At 64.4% G+C, this 21,077-nt stretch carries 18 protein-coding genes and 1 pseudogene; 7 read left to right on the top strand and 12 right to left on the bottom strand.

Annotation, left to right across the window (positions count from 1 at the left end; all coding sequences use genetic code 11):
- Window positions 1-6: 6 nt before the first annotated feature.
- From ACVWZ4_RS24035 to ACVWZ4_RS24010, 6 genes and pseudogenes are all read right to left on the bottom strand, one after another.
- On the bottom strand, window positions 7-789 hold the full coding sequence (locus tag ACVWZ4_RS24035) for a hypothetical protein (protein WP_456741366.1): 783 nt from the start codon (window positions 787-789) through the stop codon (window positions 7-9).
- Between the two features lie 73 nt (window positions 790-862).
- A complete protein-coding gene (locus ACVWZ4_RS24030) occupies window positions 863-2,776 on the bottom strand; it encodes a flagellar protein (RefSeq protein ID WP_456741365.1) in 1,914 nt (637 codons plus the stop codon).
- Window positions 2,777-2,794: 18 nt separating this feature from the next.
- Window positions 2,795-4,675, bottom strand: a complete 1,881-nt coding sequence (gene flgK, locus ACVWZ4_RS24025) for a flagellar hook-associated protein FlgK (RefSeq protein ID WP_456741364.1) — start codon at window positions 4,673-4,675, stop codon at window positions 2,795-2,797.
- Window positions 4,676-4,709: 34 nt separating this feature from the next.
- Window positions 4,710-6,983, bottom strand: a complete 2,274-nt coding sequence (locus ACVWZ4_RS24020) for a flagellar hook-basal body complex protein (protein WP_456704542.1) — start codon at window positions 6,981-6,983, stop codon at window positions 4,710-4,712.
- Between the two features lie 179 nt (window positions 6,984-7,162).
- Window positions 7,163-7,675, bottom strand: coding sequence for a peptide-methionine (R)-S-oxide reductase MsrB (gene msrB / locus ACVWZ4_RS24015; protein WP_456704543.1), 513 nt, complete (start codon window positions 7,673-7,675; stop codon window positions 7,163-7,165).
- A gap of 87 nt (window positions 7,676-7,762) precedes the next feature.
- Window positions 7,763-9,227, bottom strand: a pseudogene (locus ACVWZ4_RS24010) (NAD(P)/FAD-dependent oxidoreductase).
- Between the two features lie 92 nt (window positions 9,228-9,319).
- On the opposite strand from ACVWZ4_RS24010, the gene ACVWZ4_RS24005 reads away from it, so the two are divergent.
- Both ACVWZ4_RS24005 and ACVWZ4_RS24000 read left to right on the top strand, forming a co-directional pair.
- Window positions 9,320-9,856: a SixA phosphatase family protein gene (locus ACVWZ4_RS24005; RefSeq protein ID WP_456704545.1), complete on the top strand. Its 537-nt coding sequence runs from the start codon at window positions 9,320-9,322 to the stop codon at window positions 9,854-9,856.
- A 54-nt stretch (window positions 9,857-9,910) separates the two neighbouring features.
- Window positions 9,911-10,336, top strand: a complete 426-nt coding sequence (locus ACVWZ4_RS24000; protein ID WP_092228165.1) for a universal stress protein — start codon at window positions 9,911-9,913, stop codon at window positions 10,334-10,336.
- A gap of 267 nt (window positions 10,337-10,603) precedes the next feature.
- Here the strand turns inward: ACVWZ4_RS24000 and ACVWZ4_RS23995 are convergent, their stop codons facing one another.
- Window positions 10,604-10,840, bottom strand: coding sequence for a DUF1127 domain-containing protein (locus ACVWZ4_RS23995; protein ID WP_456735682.1), 237 nt, complete (start codon window positions 10,838-10,840; stop codon window positions 10,604-10,606).
- Window positions 10,841-11,024: 184 nt separating this feature from the next.
- On the opposite strand from ACVWZ4_RS23995, the gene ACVWZ4_RS23990 reads away from it, so the two are divergent.
- The gene (locus ACVWZ4_RS23990) at window positions 11,025-12,368 is read left to right on the top strand and encodes an aminotransferase-like domain-containing protein (RefSeq protein WP_456735683.1); all 1,344 of its coding nucleotides are present in this window, start codon (window positions 11,025-11,027) and stop codon (window positions 12,366-12,368) included.
- A 14-nt stretch (window positions 12,369-12,382) separates the two neighbouring features.
- Here the strand turns inward: ACVWZ4_RS23990 and ACVWZ4_RS23985 are convergent, their stop codons facing one another.
- Together ACVWZ4_RS23985 and ACVWZ4_RS23980 are read right to left on the bottom strand one after the other, a co-directional pair.
- Window positions 12,383-12,961 (bottom strand): YdcF family protein, encoded by a 579-nt coding sequence (locus tag ACVWZ4_RS23985; protein WP_456735684.1) that lies wholly within the window; start codon window positions 12,959-12,961, stop codon window positions 12,383-12,385.
- Between the two features lie 86 nt (window positions 12,962-13,047).
- Window positions 13,048-13,635, bottom strand: a complete 588-nt coding sequence (locus ACVWZ4_RS23980; protein WP_456741363.1) for a hypothetical protein — start codon at window positions 13,633-13,635, stop codon at window positions 13,048-13,050.
- Window positions 13,636-13,695: 60 nt separating this feature from the next.
- Between ACVWZ4_RS23980 and ACVWZ4_RS23975 the strand changes: the two genes are divergently transcribed.
- On the top strand, window positions 13,696-14,130 hold the full coding sequence (locus ACVWZ4_RS23975; RefSeq protein WP_456704550.1) for a hypothetical protein: 435 nt from the start codon (window positions 13,696-13,698) through the stop codon (window positions 14,128-14,130).
- A 4-nt stretch (window positions 14,131-14,134) separates the two neighbouring features.
- On the opposite strand, the gene ACVWZ4_RS23970 is transcribed toward ACVWZ4_RS23975, so the two are convergent.
- Together ACVWZ4_RS23970 and ACVWZ4_RS23965 are read right to left on the bottom strand one after the other, a co-directional pair.
- Window positions 14,135-16,534 (bottom strand): bifunctional diguanylate cyclase/phosphodiesterase, encoded by a 2,400-nt coding sequence (locus ACVWZ4_RS23970; protein WP_456704551.1) that lies wholly within the window; start codon window positions 16,532-16,534, stop codon window positions 14,135-14,137.
- Window positions 16,535-16,639: 105 nt separating this feature from the next.
- Window positions 16,640-18,031 carry an MFS transporter gene (locus ACVWZ4_RS23965; RefSeq protein ID WP_456742260.1) on the bottom strand — a complete coding sequence of 464 codons (1,392 nt, stop codon included), beginning with the start codon at window positions 18,029-18,031 and terminating at the stop codon, window positions 16,640-16,642.
- Window positions 18,032-18,303: 272 nt separating this feature from the next.
- Between ACVWZ4_RS23965 and ACVWZ4_RS23960 the strand changes: the two genes are divergently transcribed.
- Both ACVWZ4_RS23960 and ACVWZ4_RS23955 read left to right on the top strand, forming a co-directional pair.
- On the top strand, window positions 18,304-18,603 hold the full coding sequence (locus tag ACVWZ4_RS23960; protein WP_456741362.1) for a hypothetical protein: 300 nt from the start codon (window positions 18,304-18,306) through the stop codon (window positions 18,601-18,603).
- Window positions 18,582-18,935 carry a hypothetical protein gene (locus ACVWZ4_RS23955; RefSeq protein WP_456741361.1) on the top strand — a complete coding sequence of 118 codons (354 nt, stop codon included), beginning with the start codon at window positions 18,582-18,584 and terminating at the stop codon, window positions 18,933-18,935. The genes ACVWZ4_RS23960 and ACVWZ4_RS23955 overlap by 22 nt, the downstream gene beginning before the upstream one ends.
- 65 nt (window positions 18,936-19,000) lie before the next feature.
- On the opposite strand, the gene ACVWZ4_RS23950 is transcribed toward ACVWZ4_RS23955, so the two are convergent.
- Window positions 19,001-19,507 (bottom strand): YciE/YciF ferroxidase family protein, encoded by a 507-nt coding sequence (locus ACVWZ4_RS23950; RefSeq protein ID WP_456704553.1) that lies wholly within the window; start codon window positions 19,505-19,507, stop codon window positions 19,001-19,003.
- A 430-nt stretch (window positions 19,508-19,937) separates the two neighbouring features.
- Here ACVWZ4_RS23950 and ACVWZ4_RS23945 point away from each other — a divergent pair, with 430 nt between their 5' ends.
- Complete coding sequence (locus ACVWZ4_RS23945; protein WP_456704554.1) at window positions 19,938-21,020, top strand: lysylphosphatidylglycerol synthase transmembrane domain-containing protein; 1,083 nt, start codon at window positions 19,938-19,940, stop codon at window positions 21,018-21,020.
- Window positions 21,021-21,077: the final 57 nt, after the last annotated feature.

The following is a 21,077-nucleotide window of genomic DNA, read 5'->3' as shown; positions in this document are numbered from 1 at the left end:
ACTGACTCACGCCGCGTCGGCCGCCGCCCCGGGGGCTGGCGCAAATTGCGAGGCGATATCGCCCTGGAATACCGACGGTCCGACATGATCGAGCGAGCTCTGGATATCGGCCCAGATCTCGCCGCCGATATCGGTCCAGCGCTTGCAGAACGCGAAGTCCTCGGAGAGATACGTGCCGGTCGCGGGATCGATCATGCACTCGAACAGCGCGAACCGGTTCTGGCTCGCGGCGAGCGAGTCATGGGAATGCTCGCGGAAGAATTGCAGATTGGCGTAATCGGGATGGCGGCACATCACCTCCAGCGCCTGGCGGCGGATCATCAGGAAACCCGTCCCGGCATAACGCACGCGGGTAAAGCCGTTGACCACGACGATGCGATCACGATCCTCGATCTCGAGCACGTAGTCGAGCGAGGCCGCCGTCACGTCGGTGCGGCCGGCCTGGATCGCTCTCTTCGCCTTGTCCCAATTGACCCGCTTGATCGGATAGCAGCCGGCGACGACATCGGCGCCGGATTCGATCAGCCGGAACACCTGCTCGGGCCTGAAGCCGATGTCGGCATCGATGAACAGGAAATGCGTCGCATCGGGGTCGTCCAGGAACATCGCGACCAGATTGGCCCGTGCGCGCGTGATCAGCGCATCGCCGTCACGCAGCAGCACCTTGAGCCCGAGATTGGACATGCCATGCACGGCGCGCTGGAGCGCGAAGATGGAGCTCGCGTAAATGCTCGACACCTGGCCGCCGAAGCAGGGCGTCGCCACCACCAATTGCATCTTGTCCGACATTGACGGCTCCGCGCCCTGCTTAAATCCTCTCCAAGAGGTAAACAGGCATGGTTAATGGCGCCTTAATGCGCCGCTACAGGTACTTGACCAGCGAGAGCTGCGCGAGATTGGCGGTAGTTTGGTAGGACGCCTGCAGCGCGTTCTGAAGCGACAGGATTTCGCTCGCGACCTGATCGGGCGATGCGGACTCCGCCTGGTCGACGATGGTCTGCAGCTGCGCTTTGGCCTGGGTCTGGCGCGTGGTCGCGTCCTTCATGGTGTTCTGGGCCATCGCGATGTCGGTCTGGATGTCCTCGATCTTCTGCTGGCCCTGCTGCGGCGTCAGCGCCTGCGTGGTGCGCAGGCTCAGGGCTGCGACCGCCCCACCCGAATATTGCCCGGTCGGCGAGGTCGAGAACGTGCCGTACACGGCGATCGCCTGCAATTGCTTGCGGATCGCGTCCTCGTCGGCCTGCGCGCCATATTGTACCGTGACCGAATCGTCGACCCGTGCCACCGCGGTCGAGCGCGCCGAGCCCGGCCCGTCATTGCCGGTGTACCATTTCACGGTTGTGGCCGAGCCGTTCACCAGCGTCGTCGCCGAGCTCGCCGGCGATGAGCCGACGCGCAACGGCGGTTGCGTCGCGGTGATCGGCGACGACGCGAAGCCCAGCGCGCCGAGCGCTGCGGTCGCGCCCGCCGTCGACCCGGAGATGCTCAAGGTCGCGGCATTGTCGGTGTTGATGGTGATCGAGCCGCCATGGATCGCCGATGGCTTCGAGGTGCCCGTGATCTGGTCGATCTTGCTCATCAGGGTCTGGATGCTGTCGGTGACGTTGAGCTGGTTGCCGGTCGCGCCTGAGGCAACGAAGCTCACCGTGGTGCCGTTGATGGTGATGCTGTCGCCGGCCGAGAAGCCGGGCGAGATCGAGTCGGAGGGCGCCGTGCCCGAGAGCGCGGTGGTGCCGCTGATCGGTGCCGCAGGGCTTGCCTGGTTGTTCTTGGCAGCGCCGATCGCCGAGCTGTCGGTGTTGAAGAAATTGTCGCCGGCGGTCACGGCCGATGCCGCCACCAGCGACGTGTTGGCGAGCTTCGTGATGGCGGTGTTCAGCGCGGTGTTGAAGTTGGTCGCCGTGGTGACCGGGTTGGGCGCAACCGGCGGAACGGCCGAGAGATTACCGGTGTCGACCGCAAAGCTGCCGACCGGCACCGGCGTTGCGGTGCTCGCGGTCAGGTCGACCTGCTCGGTCGAACCATCAGGCAGCGAGAACTGCACACTGATCTTGTCGCCGTTGCTGGGAGGCGTGGCGCCGAAATTGACCGAGAACGACACCGGCGAGCCGCTCGGACCTGTGACCGTTGCGCCCGTCAGGTTCGAGGAGACCGCTGAGATCTTCAACCCGAACGGCGATGCCGGGCTGTCCTCCGCCACCTGCACCGAGGTGGTGGTCGGTTGCGACTGCACCAGCCGCCCCATGCCGTTGGCGCCGAGATCAGCGGCCTGGCGTTCCGCCATCACCGTCTTCAGGCCCGCCTGCGTCGTGGTGCCGTTGATGATGTCGCCGGCATTGGCGACCGATTGGGTATCGTAGGCGGTGCCGGAGAACAGATAGCGGTTGCCTGACTGCGTGTTGAGCACGCCGACCATCGAGCCGAACTGCGCGGCGGCGGTGTTCTGCGCCACCGTCTGGCCGTTGACGTTGAGATCCTGCGAGCTGGTGGCCGAGCCCGTCTGCACCGTGTTGCGGATCGTCGTCAGCGACTGCAGCGCCGTGTTGGCGAGGTTGATGTTGACGTTGACGTTGGTGATCGTGTCGGTATAGGCGGCGATGTTCGAAAGCTGCGCGCGCGAGGCGATCGCAAAGCCCTCGTTGGTGCCCATGCCGGAATAGTTCTGCGACAGCTTGCCGGTCGAGAGCTGCGTCGACAGGTCGGTGAGCTGCTGGTTGATGTTGCGGATCTGTGCGCCGAGGACCGACGAGCCGTAATTGATGCTGCTGATCGACATGTTTCAGAGCCCTACTGACTATCCTTGAGCCTGGATCAACGTATTCATCATGCTCTGCACCACCGACATCACGTGAGCGTTGGCGGCATAGGCATTCTGAAGCTGGATCAGGTTCGACATCTCCGAGTCCAGATTGACGCTGGAGGTCGAGTTGAACTTGGCCTGCAGCGTCGATACGACGACGCTCTGGCCCTGCTGGAGCGCGGTCGCCTGGGTCGAGGCGTTGGCCTGGACGCTCAGGAACTGCTGCAGGTAATTCGAGATGCTGCCGGTGAACGGCTGGCTCGCGGAGCCGAGACCGGTCTGCGGCGAATAGGAATAAGTCGTGGTGGTAAGCTGCGAGTAGAGATAGTCCGATCGTGTCGTATCGCCCGTGGGCGTCACCGGCGAGGTGCTGTAGATCGACAGCCTGGTGGGGTCGGCGGTGAGCTGCGTGTTCACGGCGATCCGGCCGGCAAGGCCGGTCATCTGCGAGCCGGATCCCGTGATCGCCCCGGTATAGAGTGCCTGGCCGCCGTCGGTGAACAGCGGCAGCTGCGGACCGCCCGAGGTCAGCGACGAGACCGTCTTGCTGCTCGACGCCGCTGTGACCTTGGCAAGGCCGGAATTGTCATCGGTGACGCGCAGCGTCGTCGCAGTCGCAGGCGACGGCGCCGGGGAAAACGACAGATGCGAGCCCGGGAGCGCGCCGTTGAGCGCCGCTGCTATGGCGCCCATGCCGCCTGAAAAATTGATGCCGATCTGCACCGGATTGGCATTGGTGCCGTTCGGCAGCGGCAACGCCGTCGGATCGGTCACGTTCACCAGGGTAACCTGGCGCTGGGTGTTGGTGGAGTCGGTATAGGTGATGTTGACGGTGTTGCCGGGCTGCGCGCCGGCGAGATCGATATCGAAGCCGGCGGGCGGTCCGGCGACGGTGGTTCCCGCCGTGGTCTTGTCCGACAGCGCGCTCGACATCGTCGCGGCGAGCTGGTCGACCTGGTTCTGCGCCTGCACCAGCGTCTGGTCGCGCAGCTTCAGGTCGGCCGCGATCTGGCCGGAGGAGACGACATTGTTGCCGGCGACGTCGATGGACGAGCCGTTCGGCAGCTTGATGGTGAGCGCGCCGACCCCGGACTTGGCCGGGTCGACGTTGTAGAGCGACGTCGCCGACAGCGCGCCGACGGATGCGAACGAGAATTGCGAGGCGAGCCCCGCGCCGACCAGCTGGATGCCTGTGGTGGTGTAGATGTTGGCCTGGTTCGACCCGTCGGTGGTGACGCGGACATCGACATATTTCGAGAGCGAGTTGATCGCCTGGTCGCGCTGGTCCATCAGCGTCGCCGCGGACGGGTCGGTCGGCGCGAGGCCCTGAAGCTTGGTATTGATGTCGGCGATCTGGTTCAGCGCGGCATTGGCGGCTTGGGACGAGGTGCCGAGATCCTGCTCGACGTTCGAGCGCAGCGACTGGATGCCCTTGGTGGTGACGTTGAGCTGCGTTGCCAGTGACTGCGCCGCACCGAGCGCGACGGTCTGCGCCGACGAGGAGCCGGCATTGGTAGAAAGCGCCTGCAGCGAAGAGGTGAAGTTGTTCAGCGCGTTTTCGAGCGTGCCGCTGTTGCCGGGCGTGCCGTAGACACTCTGAAGCTGCTTCAGAATGTTGGCCATCTGATCGGCGTAGCCGCTGCCGCCGGTCTCGGTGCGCAGCTGGTTCTGCACATAGCTGTCGATGTCGCGGCTGACGCCCGTCGTCTTCGCCGTCGAGCCGAAGTCACCGGTGGTGACTTCGATCTGGTTCGGCGTCTGGGCGACGTAACCCGGCGTCTGCGAGTTTGCGACGTTCGACGACACGATCGAGAGCGCAGCCTGGTTGGCGCGCAGACCGCTCATCGCACTGGCAAGGGCTGAACTCAAACCCATCTTACTTGCCGCCTTCGGTTACGTTGCGCGCCGATCAGCGCAACACGTTCAGAAGATCCTGGACCATCGAATTCGCCGTCGTGATCACCTTGGTGTTGGCCGAATAGGCCTGCTGGGTCACGATCAGCTTGGTGAACTCGTCGGCGATGTCGGTGTTGGATCCTTCCAGCGACGAACCGCTGATGGTGCCCGAAGCACCGGCGATCGCCGGTCCCGACTGGTCGGTCACGGCATAGGCACCGCCGTCCATCGCCTTGAGGTAGTTGGTGCCGTTGAAGTGCGACAGCGTCACCTGGGCGAGATCGAGGTTCTGGCCGTTGGAGAAGGTACCGACCACGAGACCGTTGTTGCTGACGGCGACCGAACGGAGCTGACCGGCGGCGTAGCCGTTCTGCGTGATCGTGTTGATCGTCACCGCGCCGCTGGTGCTGGCATATTGCGTCAGTGCGCCCGAAGAGATGTTGAGGGCAACCGAGCCAAGCGATTGTCCGCCGACGGTGACGTTGCTCAGCGTGATGCCGGAACCGGCTGGCGAGGTGAGCGAGCCGTCAGCGGCAAAGGTGAAGGACTGGCCCGCATTCACCCAACCGACCGCCGAGCCCGTAGCATTCGGGTCGGTCTGGTAGAACAAGTTCCAGGTGTCGGTATGCCCTCCGCCAGGCAGCGAGGCGCTGTCGGTCTTGGCCCAGCGCAATTGCAGATTCACCGGTGTACCGGCCGCGTTGTAGGCTGTCACCGCGCCGCCACTGATCGACTCCTTGGTGAAGGTCGCAATGTCGTTGCCCTGCACGCCGCCCGTACCGGTAGTGCCGCCGCCGCCGCGGTTCTTCTGGACCGTCGAGGAGAAGCCGAGCGCGGCGAAGGCGCCGGTGTTGTTGCTGGTCACCGTCAGGGTGGGATTGGTGATGCCGGTTTGCAGCGTGATCACTCCGTTAGAGATCGAGGAGTTCGTAGAGGTTGCCGCGCCGCTCAGAGCGTCAATCTTGTTGAGCAGCGTTGAGACGGAATCGCTGACGCTGATCTGGTTCGGGTTGGCGATGGGCGGGGCCGTGGAGACGAAAGTCAGCGGCTGATTGTCCACCATGATGGTATCGTTGGCGACAAAACCGGTTGAGAGGACTTCCGAGCCTCCAGGCGTCGCAGCGCCGCCCAACAAGGTTGCGCCGGTGATCGCGGGCGTGGACAGCACGTTGCCGCCGCGAGTCACACTGCTGATGCCGAGCAAACCGGCCGCAGCGCCGGTGACCGTAATATCTTGCGTGGTGTTCGTTGTGATCTGGATGTTACCGGCCGACGTCATCGACGCCGCGGCGGGCACGCCGCCGGCGCCGGCCACGATCGCGTTCAGGATGTCGGACATCTTTGAGCCGGTGGGCGAGAGCAGACCGATCGTCGTCGTGTTGCCCAAGGTCGAGGAGCCGGAAACGGTGTTATCGAACTTGATCGTCTGGCTTCCGACGATCATCTGCGTGCCGGCCAGACTGCTCAGGAGCGTCGTGTTCAGATGCGGGGTGGTGGCCGAATCGAGCGACGTGGCGCTGGTGGCCGCGGCTGAAGAGCTGTCCAGCAGGGCCGCCGAGCCGGTTGCAGTGGTTGCGGTATAGGCTGAGCGGAGATTGCCGGTGGCAGCCGAACCCGGAACTCCCACGCTGACAAAGGGCGGCTGCGGCGTGCCGAAGATCAGCGGATTGGCTCCGAAATCGGACGGGTTGAGGCCGCCTGCTGCGAGCAGAGACCCACTCACCGCCGTCTGGCTCGCCACCGTGTTAGGCACGGACGGCAGGTTCGCCGCATATTGGATGGCGGTCGTCGCCTGCGCCGGAACGAAGTTGTTCTGGAATTGCAGCACCGTCGGGACGCTGCCGGTCGGGTTGCCTGTCTTCGAGTCAACCGCGACGCCCATCAGATAATAGCCGGCGCCGTTGACGAGGTTGCCGTTGGAATTGATCTGGAAGTCGCCGCGACGGGTGTAATAGTTGACGCCGTCGAACACGGGCACGTTGTCGACGACGCCGGTGGCCTTCTGCACCGAGAAGAAACCGTCGCCCGTGATCGCCATGTTGGTGGCGACGGAGGAGGACGAGATCGTGCCCTGGGTGGTGATGGTCGCCTGCGCGTGCGCGGTGACGCCGCCGGCAACCTGCTTGCTCGGCACGGAGGCGTCGGGAATGAGATCCTCGAAGCTGGTCCCGATGCCCTTGTAACCGGTGGTCGACGAGTTCGCGATGTTGCCCGAGATGTTCTGAAGCGCGTAGGACTGCGCCTGCAGGCCACCCACCGAGGTGTTCATTGCATCGAAGATACCCATAACTTTGTCTCCAAATCCGATCTCGGCGGCCGGCAGACCAATGGCCGCAGTCGGAGGAGACGTCGCAAGGCCTATGCCAATGCGGGTATTCTCATGAAATCAACGACTTAAATAGATATGCCCCGATCCGATGACCGGGGCATAATTGCCGGACCGGCAACAATTGCCGGGAACAAACCTCAGGTCGCCGACGGCGTCGCGGGGTGGAAGACCAGCCCGAAACCGTCGATGCAATAGCGCAATCCCGTCGGCTTCGGACCGTCATCGAAGACGTGACCGAGATGGCCGCCGCAGCGGCGGCAGTGCACCTCGGTGCGCACCATGCCGAAGGTGCGGTCCTCGGTCTTGCCGACATTGCCCTCGATCGGCTGGTAGAAGCTCGGCCAGCCCGTGCCGCTCTCGAACTTGGTCTCGGACGCAAACAGCGGCAGGTCGCAGCCGGCGCAGGCGAAGATGCCCTTGCGATGCTCGTTCAGCAGCGGGCTGGAGCCGGGCCGCTCGGTGCCCTCCTTCCGAAGGATCTCATATTGCTGCGGCGTCAATTGCGCACGCCACTCGGCGTCGGTCTTCTCGATCTCGAATTTTTGCGCGGCTTTCTCCCCAGCCTGCGCCGGCGTTGCTCTCAGCCAGCGGAAGGCCGAAAGGCCAAACAGGCCGGCGACGGTCGTTAGCAGGATGCGGCGGTCAAACATCTCATTCTCCGTGCGCAGGGAGTCCATGCCCTGAGATACGGGCCCTAACGGCCGATGTTACACGTCCAGGCGGAATTTTTCGCGCCCTTATTGCGAGACGCCCTGCTCCTGGGCAACCGGTTCCGCTACCTCCCGCGCAGCCGGCTGCGGCGCCGGCGGGGCCACACGCGGCCGAACCCCTGAGGGTTGACGGCGCGGACCGATGCCAGCAGCCCGGTTGGCCTCAGCGAGCCTGGCCTCGCGTTTCCGGTCCTTTACCCGTGCCCGCTCGCGATAGCGCGCAAGCGACCCCGCGGCAGCGGAACTCGCCCTGCCCCATAGGCCGACCAATTGGCCGGCAACCCGCCCGGCGCTGCCGCCGGCCCAGACCAGTTCGAATGGCGAAAACAGTTTCCATCGGTCGTCGCCCGACAGGATGCCGCGCGCGATCAGCTGCCCGGACATGGCTGAAATGTTCATGCCCTGGCGGCCGAACCCGCTCGCCACCCACAGACCTTTGCGCAATTCTCCGATCTGCGGCATGCCGTGCACGGTCTGCCCGGTGGCGCCGCCGAACGTTTCTGATATCTCGACGTTGCCGAGCTCAGGGAAGATCGACCGGATCCGTCGCTTGACGCTGCCCGCAAAGCGCTGCGGCCGCACGGCCCAGGTCGTCTCCGGGCTCTCCCACATCAGGCGGTCACCATCGACGATGCGAAAATGATCGATGCCATCGGAATCCATCACCGATCCCTTGAAGCCGATGATCTCGTGCACGCGATCGCCGAGCGGCGCGGTGATGCCGGCATAGCGCCAGACCGGCAGCAGCGTCTCCGACAGCCGCCGCAACGGCGCGCCGAGATGAATGTTGCCGGCGAGCACGATCTGGCTGGCACGCAGCCGTGCCGAGGGCGTCACGATGCGCTTGCGGATACCGGAATGATCGATGCTGACGACGGGCGTATCCTCGAAGATGCGCGCACACCGCGCGCCGCGCCAGCGCGGCGAGGCCGTGGACATATCTGCGGCCGTCGACCTGGAACGCTTTGGGGTAGTGGACGCCGTGGAAATAACGATCGGTCTTGAGCGCCGCGCGAACGCGATCGACCTGCCAGCCCTCGGCCTCGGTGTCGAAATCCTCATTCAGCATCTGCAGCCGGCTGATCAGCCGATCGCCGGCATCGACGTTGGAGACCTCGAGCACGCCGTCGGTGAGGCCGATATCAGGCATGTTTTCTTCGCTGGCATTGGCGCGCACGAACTCGGCGCCCTGCTTGGAGAGCATCCACAATTCGATGGCGTCCTCGAAGCCGATGCGCTCGATCAGCTCGGTGAGCGGCAGCGCAAAACCGGGCATCACCGTGCCGAGCTGGTTGCCGGAGGCGTTCCAGCCGATATGGCGGCCTTCGAGCACCGCGACGCTAGCCCCGAGCCGGGCCGCCTCAAGCGCGATGGAAAGGCCCGCGAGCCCTGCCCCGATAATGCAGATATCGGCGTCAAGATCGAAGGACAGCCGGACACGCTCGCGAAAGCCGGCTTCTTCCTGGGACACGCTTGTGAAAGTCTCGCTCATAGCGTTTCTTAAGATACCAATCGGGCGCTTGTCACCTTGTCCTCAACGGGCGCCTGTACATTATTCAAGATGTGGAACGATTCGAGAATGCCATGCGCCGTTTGATGCTGCTGCGTCACGCCAAGACCGAGACGGACGCGCCGAGCGGCCGCGACCAGGACCGCCGGCTCGACGATCGGGGCCAGCGGGATGCCGCCGAGATGGGCGACTGGATCGCTGCCCATCAGCCAGTCCCCGAGATGGTGCTGGTGTCGCATGCGGTCCGCGCCCGGCAAACCTGGGACATCGCCTGGGAGGCAATGAAGGACCGCGTCGCAGCGCCTGAGGTCGAGATAATGCCGGAACTCTACGGCGCGGACCCCGCGCGGATTCTCGAAACCGTTCGCACCGCAACCGTCCCGGCCAACCCAAGGCAATTGCTGCTGGTCGGGCATAATCCAGGCATGCACGAGGCTGCCCTGATGCTGATGGGCGGCGGCGATCCGGCAGCCGCCAAGTCGCTCGCCGACAATCTGCCCACCGCGGGGCTTGCGATCCTGGACTTTGCCGTCAAGGATTGGAGTGACGTGGCCTACCGCCGCGGCAAACTGGTGCTGTTCGTCAGCCCCAAGTTGCTTCGACTGGGGTGAGACGCGCTGGCGCCTTCTCCATGTTGATCCAGCTTGGTCATTAGGGAGGCGCAGATGTTCAAGTCCATCCTCGTACCCATCGACCTCGCCGACACCGATCTGGCAAAGCCTGCGATCGCGACCGCGACGACGCTGTCGCAGAACTGGAACGGATCGATCCGGCTGCTCAACGTGCTGCCCATGACGCCCGTGATGCTGGCGGAATACGTCCCGGCCGATTTCGACGAGCAGCAGCGCCAGACCTCGGAGGAGGCACTCGCCATCGTCGCGCGCGAATCCGGCATCGACGCCTCCCATATCTCCAGCGTCGTTCGCCAGGGCGGCATCTATCACGAGATCCTGGAGGAAGCCGCGCAGATGAAGGCCGATCTGATCGTCATGACCTCGCACCGGCCTGCGATGCGCACCTATTTCCTCGGATCGAACGCCGGGCACGTGGTGCGTTACGCGAAATGCTCGGTGCTCGTGGTGCGCCATTAACCTCGGAGCAATATCGTGAAGCAGTGGTGGCGGAGATGGACCTACGGGGTCCCGCTCGCCGCAAGCCCGACCGGTCCGAGACCGATCGAGCGTGTGGAGGTTTGTGGGGTCAGGTCGCGTTGGCCTGATGCTGACAATGCTGGTCCGAGACCTCGCCACCCCGTCATTGCGAGTTTAGCACCGGCCGAAGGCCGACGCGCGCTTGATGTAACGGCTGCGCAGCAGCGTCAGAACGCTGCAGCGCATCCGGGACTCAGGCAAGGCGCCTCACAGATACCGCGTCAGTTCGGCTTTGAACTGGCCGTAGACGGCGTCTTCGATCTGGCTGCGGTTGATCCCGATGTCGCGCAAGGCGCGGTCGTCGAGTTCGCTCAGCGTCTTGATGGCGGTGCGGCGCTCAAGGCTGTCGAACAGCGCGTAGGCGGCGTTGACGAGCTTGGCAAAAAATCCGCTCGACGAGGATGGGCGTAAACTCCGCCCGGCAGTTTGCGAGATCATGGTCATGTTTCTTCTCCGGCCTGAAGTCCCGCGCGGCGATGCAGATGCCGTTGGCGCAAACGCTTGAGCGCTTGCACCTCATTTGCCGTCGGATTGCTCTCGCTCTCCCCGGCTAATCGCGGACCTTGATGGAACTTAAATGCTCCAGTACATTACTCGGAGCAAGAAAAACATTGCTCTCGGTGCAATAATGTCCAAGTTCGAGTACGTGAAGCTTGCGGATGCCATTGCCGCAGATATCTCTAACGGCACGTTAAGGGCCGGCGACCGGCTGCCGCCGCAGCGCAATTTTGCCTATGATCGCGGCATCGCGGTCTCGACCGCGAGCCGGGTCTATACGGAGCTGTTGCGCCGGGGCCTGGTGGTCGGCGAAGTCGGACGCGGCACCTTCATCTCCGGCGACATCAGGCGCGAAGTCGAGAGCATCGCCGAGCCGCGCGATGCGCGCATCGATTTCGAGGTCAATTATCCGCTGCTGCCGCAGCAATGGGCGATGATCGCCAAGAGCCTCGCCGGACTGGAGCGCGTCGACGCCCTGGAATCCGTGCTGCGCGCCTCGACCAGCACCGGCACGAAGAGCGCCCGCAATGCCGCCGCGGCCTATCTCGCGCGCAAGGATTTTGCGCCGCAGGCCGAGCAGATCGTGTTCACCGCCAACGGCAAGCAATCGCTCGCGGCCGCGCTCGCAGCTCTGGTTCCGACCGGCGGCCGCTGCGGCGTCGAAGCCCTCACCTACCCTTACATCAAGAGCATAGCCGCTCGGCTCGGCATCACGCTGGTGCCGATCCCGATGGACGAACATGGCGCGCGGCCCGACGCGATCCAGAAGGCGCACCGCGAAGCGCATCTGTCGGCGCTGTATCTCCAGCCCATCATCCAGAATCCGCTCGGCGTCACCATGAACGCGACGCGGCGCGCCGACATCATGCGGGTCGCCGAAAAGCTCGATCTCACCATCATCGAGGACACCGTCTACGGCTTCCTCGCAGACGACGCTCCGCTCGCAGCGCTCGGGCCGGACCGCTGCATCGTGCTCGACAGCCTTTCCAAGAAAGTGGCGCCGGGGCTTGCGCTCGGTATCCTCGTTGCGCCGCCTCATTTGCGCGAAAGCGTGATGAGCGCGGTGCGCACGGGCGGCTGGATCGCCTCGGGCCACGCGCTCGCATCCGGCCAGCGGTTGATGGCCGACGGCACCGTTGCCGAGTTGACGCGGCTGAAGCGCATCGACGCCGCGCGGCGCCAGCAGACCGCGGCACGGCTGCTCGCCGGCTACCAGGTCGCCGCCGACACGCGCTCCTATCATCTCTGGCTGACGCTGCCGCCGCACTGGCGTTCGCAGACATTCGTTGCCGCGGCAGCCCGGCGCGGCATCGCGCTGACCCCATCCTCGACCTTCGCGGTCGCGCATGGCCACGCCCCGAACGCGGTGCGCCTGGCGCTCGCCCCGCCCTCCTTCGAGCAGCTCGATTCCGGCCTGCGCACGATCGTGTCGCTGCTCGGCACCAAGGAGGAGGATTTCGACTCGACGGAATAACGCGCGGGAAGCGCTCAGCGCTCCGGCCATTCCGCGATGAATCCCCTCGCCTTGTACGGCTCGATCTTGTCCCATTCGTGCAGGATACGACGGCGAAACTCAGGGTCGGTGTGCCAAAGCGCGCGCGGTGTCGTAAAGCTATCGACGGTGAGCAGCAGTTTCGTCACCTCCGGCCAGTGCCGGTGCAGCGTCATCGGATAACGCCGCGCCGTCCAGGTGTTGCCGAGGCAGATCACGCTGCGGATGTTGCGCAGTCCCAGCGTCGCATCGATGATGGGCAGCGAGAAGATCACGTTCTCACCGGTGTTCGTGGCGCGATGCTCCTCGAGGGTCCGGTCCGCCGGAATGCCCGCAGCGACCATCGCCGCCTTGATGATGGTGCACTCGGATTGCTCCGAGCCTGAGGTGACACCGCCGCTGACAATCGACCAGCGGAAATACCCGTCACGCCACAGTTGGGCGGCGGTCTCGACGCGAAGCGCGACGTCCTCGCGGGTGCCGAACACGAACAGCAAATCGGCCGGCCGAAGCGGCGTATCGACGAGATGGGTGCGGTTGATCCCGGCGATCTCGTCCGCCGTCGGCAGGCGCATGCTGCGATTCCCAGATGTCATCGCACCACGATGCGGGACCGGCGCGCGGCTGCGAAGTCAATTTTCATTGCGGCGGATTGCAAGCCCTAAGGCAGCAGGGAGCGAGGCAGTTGGTCGAAGTTGTAGGCACGCGGCCTGTTGCGTTGCACGAAGCCCCCAACCTGCCAGGCGAACAGCGCGGCAAAGCCGAGGATGAACAGCACGCCGGCGAATTCGCCGATCAAGAGCGCGCGGATCAACAGTCCGGTCATCGCCACGGCCAGCAGCGCCAGGAATGCCAACACCGCCGCGTAGGTCTTGACGCCGAGACCGGCGGTAAGCTCGGCGCGGCTGCCGGCCTTCGCCAACTGCGCGTGAAGCTCGACGAGAAAATCGCGAAACCCGCTGTCCTGCGGCGCCATCAGCGCCGCGGTCTGCCAGCTCGTCGACAGGATCGCAATGCGACCGCCTCCGACGCGGCTGATATCGGCGCGAAAGCGGTGCTGCTGCATCGAGACCGGGCGGAACGACAGCCTGATTGCACTGATCTCGTCATAGCGCCAGAGGCCGGAGCGCCCGGCGATGCGCCACGACAATCCCTCGTCGGTCAGCTCGAAGCGATGCGCCGAACCGATCAGCGACGCCTTGTAGGCATAGCTCGTGACCGCCCCGCCATACCCGTCCGACACCTGCATCGCTCAATCCCGTCCGCGATCCGCTTGCGCAATCGCCCTCCGCCATCCTACAAGCGAGGCATGGCTGAGACGATCTATTTTCCGCGCCGCCTGATTCTCGGAGCCGCCGTCATCGCGGGCGTGCTGCTCGCGCTCGCGGTGCACATGCTGGGTGCTCGCTACGGGCTCGACCTCGGCGGGCTCTGGCGCGCCGACACGCATGAGTTCATGCCGACCGGTGCTGCGATCGCCTGGTGGCTGATCGCATCTGTCGGATTCTCCGGCGGCTATTTCACGGCGACATTGATGCAAAGCGCCGTCTCCGGCCAAATTCCGCAGAGGATGCGGCAATTCCTGATCGCGGTCGGCGTGCTCCTGCTTGCCGGCGCCGGACAGGCCGCCGCGGCGCCGAGCCCGCTTCCGACCATTTCGGGCGTGCTTGCCGGTCTCGCGGCGCTGTGTCTCGGCGCGGTGATGGCGTTCTGTGGCGCGCATTTCGCGCTACGCCGCGGCTAGCTCCTCAGGCCGACGCGCGCAGCAGCGGCCGTTTCAGCATCATCGCGATATCGGAGGCCGGCCGCGGCTTGCTGAACAGGAAGCCCTGCGCCTGGGTACAGCCTTCCCGCCGAAGCAGCTCCAGCTGCGCGTCATTCTCGACACCCTCCGCCGTGGTGACGATGCCGAGGCTGCGGCCCAGGCCGGTCACGGCGCGGATGATCGCCACCGAATCCTCGCGCGTGGCGAGCTCGGACACGAAAGAACGATCGATCTTGATCTTGTCGAAGGGGAAGCTGCGCAGATAGCTCAGCGAGGAATAGCCGGTGCCGAAATCGTCGAGCGAGATCCGCACGCCCATGGCGCGCAGGTCGTGCAAGGTGGTCAGCGTCGCCTCGCTGTTCTGCAGCAGCACGGATTCGGTGATCTCGAGCTCGAGCCTGTTCGCCGCGAGCCCTGATTTCTCCAGCGCCTCCGTCACGGATGCAATCAGGTTCGGGTTCCGGAACTGCACAGGCGACAGATTGACCGCGACGCCGACGTCGTCAGGCCAGGTCGCGGCATCGGCGCAGGCGCCGTGCAACACGAGTTCACCCAGCTGGACGATAAGGCCGGTCTCCTCGGCAAGCGGAATGAAGCTGACAGGCGAGATCAGGCCGCGCTGCGGATGGTTCCAGCGCAGCAATGCCTCGAACGAGACGACACGATCGCTGGCGACGTCGCGGATCGGCTGGTAATAGGGCTGGAACTCGTCGCGCTGGAGCGCAGCCCGCATATCCATTTCGAGCAGGCGCCGCGCCTGCGCGCGCGCATCCATGCCTGTCTCGAAGAAACGATAGGTGCCGCGGCCGTCGGCCTTGGCGCGGTACAGCGCCAGGTCGGCGTTCTTCAAGAGCTCATCAGGATTGCTGCCGTCCTGCGGCGACAGCGAAATGCCGATCGAGACGCCGATCACGATCTGATGGTCGTCGATCTCGTAAGGCGCGGAGATCACCTCGACGAGGCGGCGGGCAAGCGCCCGCGCGGCAGCCTCTTCGGAGCGACCGATCTGGACCACGGCGAACTCATCGCCGCCGAGGCGGGCCACGGTGTCGTGCTCGCCGACGGTCGCCTTCAGCCTGCGGCCGACCTCCTTCAGCAGCGCGTCGCCGATCGGGTGACCAAGCGAGTCGTTGATGTCCTTGAAATGATCGAGGTCGAGGCAGAGCACCGCGAGCTGGTCGTTCGAACCCGCCCGGCGCAAGCCCTGTTCGAGCTGCTCGTGGAACAGCACGCGGTTCGGCAGGTTGGTCAGCGCATCGTGGCGCGCCATGTGCGAGATCTTGGCCTGCGCCTCCAGCCATTCCGTGATGTCCTCGAAGGTGGCGACCCAGCCGCCACCCTGCATCGGCTGGTTGACGACACGGATCGAGCGGTCGAACCGGCGAACGACGTCCGTCGTCGTGCGCCCCTGCCGGGCATCGGCGACGAGGCGCGCGAAGAATTGCTCGGGATCGCCATTCCACTGCCCTTTCGCCGCTTCCTCGCGGAGAATGTCGCGCAGAACACGGCCGGTGAGCTGCATGTCGGAGCGGCCAAGCATCGCCGCATAGCGTTCGTTGAACAGGATGATCTTGCCTTCCGCATCGAACATGCACAGTCCCTGCGACATGTTCTCGAGCGCGGTGTCGAGCACGACCTGCTGGCGCCCGATCTCGCCCTTGGAGCGACGGTCGAGCACGGCGGCCGCGAGCGCGATAACGATAATGGCGACGGCCGCGCTGGCGGTCAGGATGGACAACGAGGCCGGCGGGATCGAAAGACCGCTGATCGCAAGCGTCGGATCGGGCGTCAACTGCAGGGCGCCCATCGCGGTGAAATGGTGCGAGACGATGGCAACCGTCATCAGGACCGTGGCGGCAAGCGCGTTGGACAGATTATCGCCTCGTCCCGCGACGAACAGGGCACTCGATCCAAAGACGACGCCGAGCAGGATCGATACCGCGACGGTTCCCGCAGTCCAACTGATATGGGCAGGAATCTCGAACGCCATCATTCCGGTGTAATGCATGGCAGCGACACCGCCGCCAACGACAGCCCCGCCAAGCGCGACCAAAGCTCCGCGCCTGGTCGAAACCGAAATGCTGAGACCGATGAAGGTGACCGCGATCGCAAAGATAAGCGAGAGGATCGTCACGGGAATGTTGTAGGCACCACCGGCGCCCGGCCCATAGGCCTGCATCGCGATGAAATGGGTTGCCCAGATGCCGCAGCCAGCGACGACGGCGTCGAGGGTGATCCACACGAGGCGAGCACCGCCGTTCGCCGCACGCGCCCGGTGAAACAGGCTGATTGCCGCCGCGCTCGCGAGCAGGCAGACCGCGCCGCCGAGTGCGACCAGACGCCAATCATGCTGGTCCGTGAGACAAAACAGAACTTGATACATTGCCGGCCCCTATCCTGCCGGGCACTAGAACCAGCAGAAATGGACAGTCGGTAACCGGCCGTGCGCCGGTTACCGGAATGGTGAACGGGGAGTGTGTCTGACCGCTCACATTGGCCGTGCAGGCACCCTCGCGCCCAGGCCGATCACGGCCGCCGCGATCAGAAGGACCGCCGCCGAGATGATGAGCGATTGGTGAAGGCCGCTCATGAAGGCGCCGTCGGAGGTGAGCAGCGAGCCGAACAGCGCGACCCCGAGCACGCTGCCGGTCTGCCGGGTCGCGTTGAGGACACCGGCCGCGATACCGGAGCGCGCTTTCTCGACACTTCCGAGCAAGGTCGAGGTTAGCGGCGGCACCAAAAGGCCAAGCCCGCCGCTGATCGCGATCATCTGGGCAAAGATCGCCCAATAGCTCGTCCCGGCCTCGATCCAGACCATGCCGAGGCAGCCGAGCGCGGAGATCGAGGCACCGACGACGATGGTCGGGCACGGGCCGATGCGCTCGGCAATGCGCGGCGCCAGCAGATTGACCGGCAGCACCGCGCCCATCATCGGCACGAAGGCAAGTCCGGTCCACCACGCCGACAAGCCGTTGATCCGTTGGAAGTAGAGGCTCAGCACAAAGATCAGGCCGTAGATCGCGATATTGACGAGGAGACCGACGACCGTGGTCAGGGCAAACAGCCGGTGACCGAACAAGGACAGCGGCAGCATCGGCTGCGCCGTGCGGCTCTCGCGCCAGACGAACAGCGCCGCGAGGACGGCCGAGCCTACGAATGCCGCGATCACCGCGGGATGTGCCCATCCAAGCGCACCGGCTTCGATGATCGCACCAGCCAACGACCCGAGCGCACCGATCGCAGCGAGTTGGCCAGGCAGATCGATCTCCCGCGAGCGCGCCCGCGTCGTGTCGGTCGCATATCGCCAGCTCAGCCACAGGCCGGCGAGGCCAATCGGCAGATTGACCAGGAAGATGGCGCGCCAGCCGACCAGCGTGATCAGCGCGCCGCCGACGAAGGGACCTGCAGTCAGCGCCAGGCTTGCGCCGGCGGCCCAGACCGCGACCGCACGTCCGCGCGCACGATCATCCGCATAGGCGTGGTTCAGCAGCGCCAGCGAATTCGGCACCAGGATTGCCGCTGCCAACCCCTGAACCAGCCGTGCACAGATCAGCACAACGGCGTTGGGAGACAGCGCACAAGCCAGTGAGGCCGCGGTGAAGATCGCAAACCCGGCCATGAAGATGCGCTTGGCACCGATCCGGTCGCCGAGTGCGCCGGCGGTCAGGATGAAGGCAGCAAAGGCGATGGTGTATGCGCTGACCACCCATTGCAACTCGGCGACGCCACCACCGAGCGACTTGCCCATCGCGTCGAGTGCGGTGTTGACGATGGTGACGTCGAGCTGCACCACACCATAGCCGAGGCTCATTGCAGTGAGTGTCAGAGCGGACGATGCTTGCGCACCTCGCCTGCTCCACGCTTTCGGAAAGGAATCCATCTGAAGAAATTCTGCCGACATGATCCACCTCGTGTTTGGAGGGGGAACGCCACCGTTAGGCCTTCGTTGCGTGACAACGCTTCGGTTCTGATCGAAACGTCGCCGCGAAGTCGATTGTAATCAGCCCCGGAAACTCGCGACGCTCTGCCCGCGATGCAGGTCCGCTCGGCGCAGAGGCATGGGAACAACGTCAGATTGCTTCGTGTTGAGCCGCCTGTCTGCTCGTCGAGGCAGCGACAGTCATGGAGCCGACAGTCATGGAGCCGACAGTCATGGCAAGAGTTGGCAACACCTCGGTTCCCTCGGTTGCAGGATCACAGTTCGGCAAGACCGCAACCGTCATTGCTGTCTCCTGCCTGATCGGCGCACTGTTCGCCGGCAGCACGGTCGCAACCCCGCTCTACGTCATCTACAAACAACAGCTGGGTTTCTCGCAGATCACGTTGACCCTGATCTACGCCGTCTACGTCGTCGGAAACCTGACGGCACTCATGATCTTCGGCCGGATGTCCGATCAGGTCGGCCGGCGGCGCTGTCGAGCCGCGCCGCGATGCTGTGGTCGATCGGCCTGATGCTGCCGAGCCTAGCCCTGCTCGTCACCGCACAATTCGCAGAATCACTCGGCGTCATGATCGCGGCGACCGCGATCTGCGGCGTAGCAGCGGGCCTCGGTTATCGCGGCAGCCTTCAGGTGGTGAACCAGATCGCACCGGATGACCGCCGCGCCGAAGTGGTTTCGGCCTATTTCATCTGCTGCTTTCTCGGCAACGCGCTTCCGGTGATCGGTATCGGCGTCCTCGCGACCCTGATCAGCTCGACTGTGGCGAGCCTGGTCTTCGCCGTGACCATTGCGATGTTCGCGCTGGTCGCGCTGGTGTTCGGCCTGAAATACCAGGCCGGCTAGGCGCAGCCGAAAAAAGCGACGCCGTGCGGAATGCACGGCGTCTCCAGGCGGAAGCTATCTCGCTGTTAGCTCGCTGCCCTCAGGTTCACCTTGCTCTCGGCCAGCGATGTCAATTTCTTGTCCGTCGCCTTCTCTTCCTCGAGTGTCTTGGCGAGCACAGCGGCGCAGTCGGTGCGGCCGAGCTGCTTGGCCCAGGCGATCAGGCTGCCATAGCGAACGATCTCGTAATGTTCGGCGGCCTGCGCCGCATTGATCAGGGCCGCATCGAGCACCGCCTTGTCGGCGACGTCGCCCGCGGTTTCATCAGCCTCCTCGATGATGCCGTCGATGGCCGGACAATCGACCGCCTTCAGTTGGGCGCCGTGCATCTTGAATACTTCCTCGAGCCGCGTGACGTGCTGCTTGGTTTCTTCAAGGTGCGTCAAAAAGCCCTGCTTCAGCTGCGGATCCGTCGCCTTATCTGCCATTTTCGGCAGCGCCTTGGTGAGCTGTTGCTCGGCGTAATAGATGTCCTGTAGCTGATGCACGAACAGGTCGTTCATGGTCTTGATGTCTTTTGTGAACAGTCCCATCGTTCTGATCCTCGCGGGTCTCGGGAACACGACGGGCACAGGCTTGCACGAAAGCCGCTTGTTTCGCCGTGTTCGGTTGCTGATGGGGCGCTAACCTGTCGACGGCGCCGTCGTTCCAAAGGAAACCCTCAGCCTTTTGCGCCGGAACAATGCTTGCAGCGGGGGGATGTGAAAACCATCTGAACATACCGACGCGCAATCGAAGCCTGACGCTCGACTCATATGCTTAACGTGCGCCCCATGTGAAGCAGATATGACAAAACGAGCCGCTTCCGTGCGGATCCCGTCCTTGTCAAGGGCTGCACAAGTCTCTGTTTTTGCCTTAAATGAGCTACATCATGCCTAGCGATCGACGCCCAGTTCGGGCAGTGATCGCAACCGACCGTCCAATGTCTGGCCCGGTCGGCCTTGCCCCCTGCCGGGAGGATGAATGCACGGACTGCTGCCCGCGCTGAAACGCGGCTTCACGAGATGGATCGGCTGGCGACGGCTGGGCATTGCCGCGAGCGTGATGATCATCGCCTTCGCGGTCACCACGCTCGTGCGAACGCTCCATGGGATCGATCGGAACGCCATCCTCACGGGGCTTGCCGATATCCCTCGTGGCAATATCGGCCTGGCTGCGCTCTGTGTGTTCTTGGCGTTCTGTACGCTGACCTTCTACGATTTTTTTGCGCTGCGAACGATAGGCAAGAAACACGTACCCTATCGCATCGCAGCACTCTCCAGCTTCACGTCCTATTCGATCGGCCACAACATCGGCGCCACCGTGTTCACGGGCGGTGCGATCCGTTTCCGGATTTATTCGGACTATGGGCTGAACGCGATCGACGTCGCAAAAATCTGCTTCCTCTCCGGCCTGACCTTCTGGCTCGGTAACATCTTCGTGCTCTCGATCGGCATGTCGATCCATCCGGATGCAGCTTCCTACATGGATCAGCTGCCATCGTCGATCAATCGTCTGATCGCGATCGGCGGCCTCGCCTCGATCGGCGCCTATCTGGTCTGGCTTTGCATGGGCGAGAAGCGCCGCGAGCTCGGCCAGAAGGGCTGGAAGGTGGTGCTGCCGTCGGCGCCGCTGACGCTGGTGCAGATCCTGATCGGCGTGGTCGACCTCGGATTTTGCGCGTTGGCGATGTACCTGTTGGTTCCGGCCAATCCGCCGATCGACTTCCTGTCCCTCGCCGTGGTGTTCATCCTGGCGACGCTCCTGGGCTTCGCCAGCCATGCCCCCGGCTCGATCGGCGTGTTCGACGCCGCCATGCTGGTGGCGTTGCCCGAATTCGGGCGCGAGCAGCTGCTGGCGACGCTGCTGGTCTTCCGCATCCTCTATTTCGTGATCCCGTTTGGTCTCGCCATCTCCATCATGGGCACCCGCGAGCTCTGGATGAATGTGGTCCGGCCCTGGCAGGAGCGCCGTCGGCTGGCGGAAGCCTGCGCGCAGGCCAATCTGCCCAAGGAGGTGACGCCGATGGAGCGCGAGCGGCTGGTGCGTCAGGCCAGCAAGCGTTAAGGCCGGCCGACGCTTACGTTCCGGGAGCTCTGCAGACAAGAGGTTGCGGGCGGCGCA

Source organism: Bradyrhizobium sp. USDA 4472, from assembly GCF_054058595.1.
This window is presented reverse-complemented; position numbering and strand designations above follow the sequence as displayed.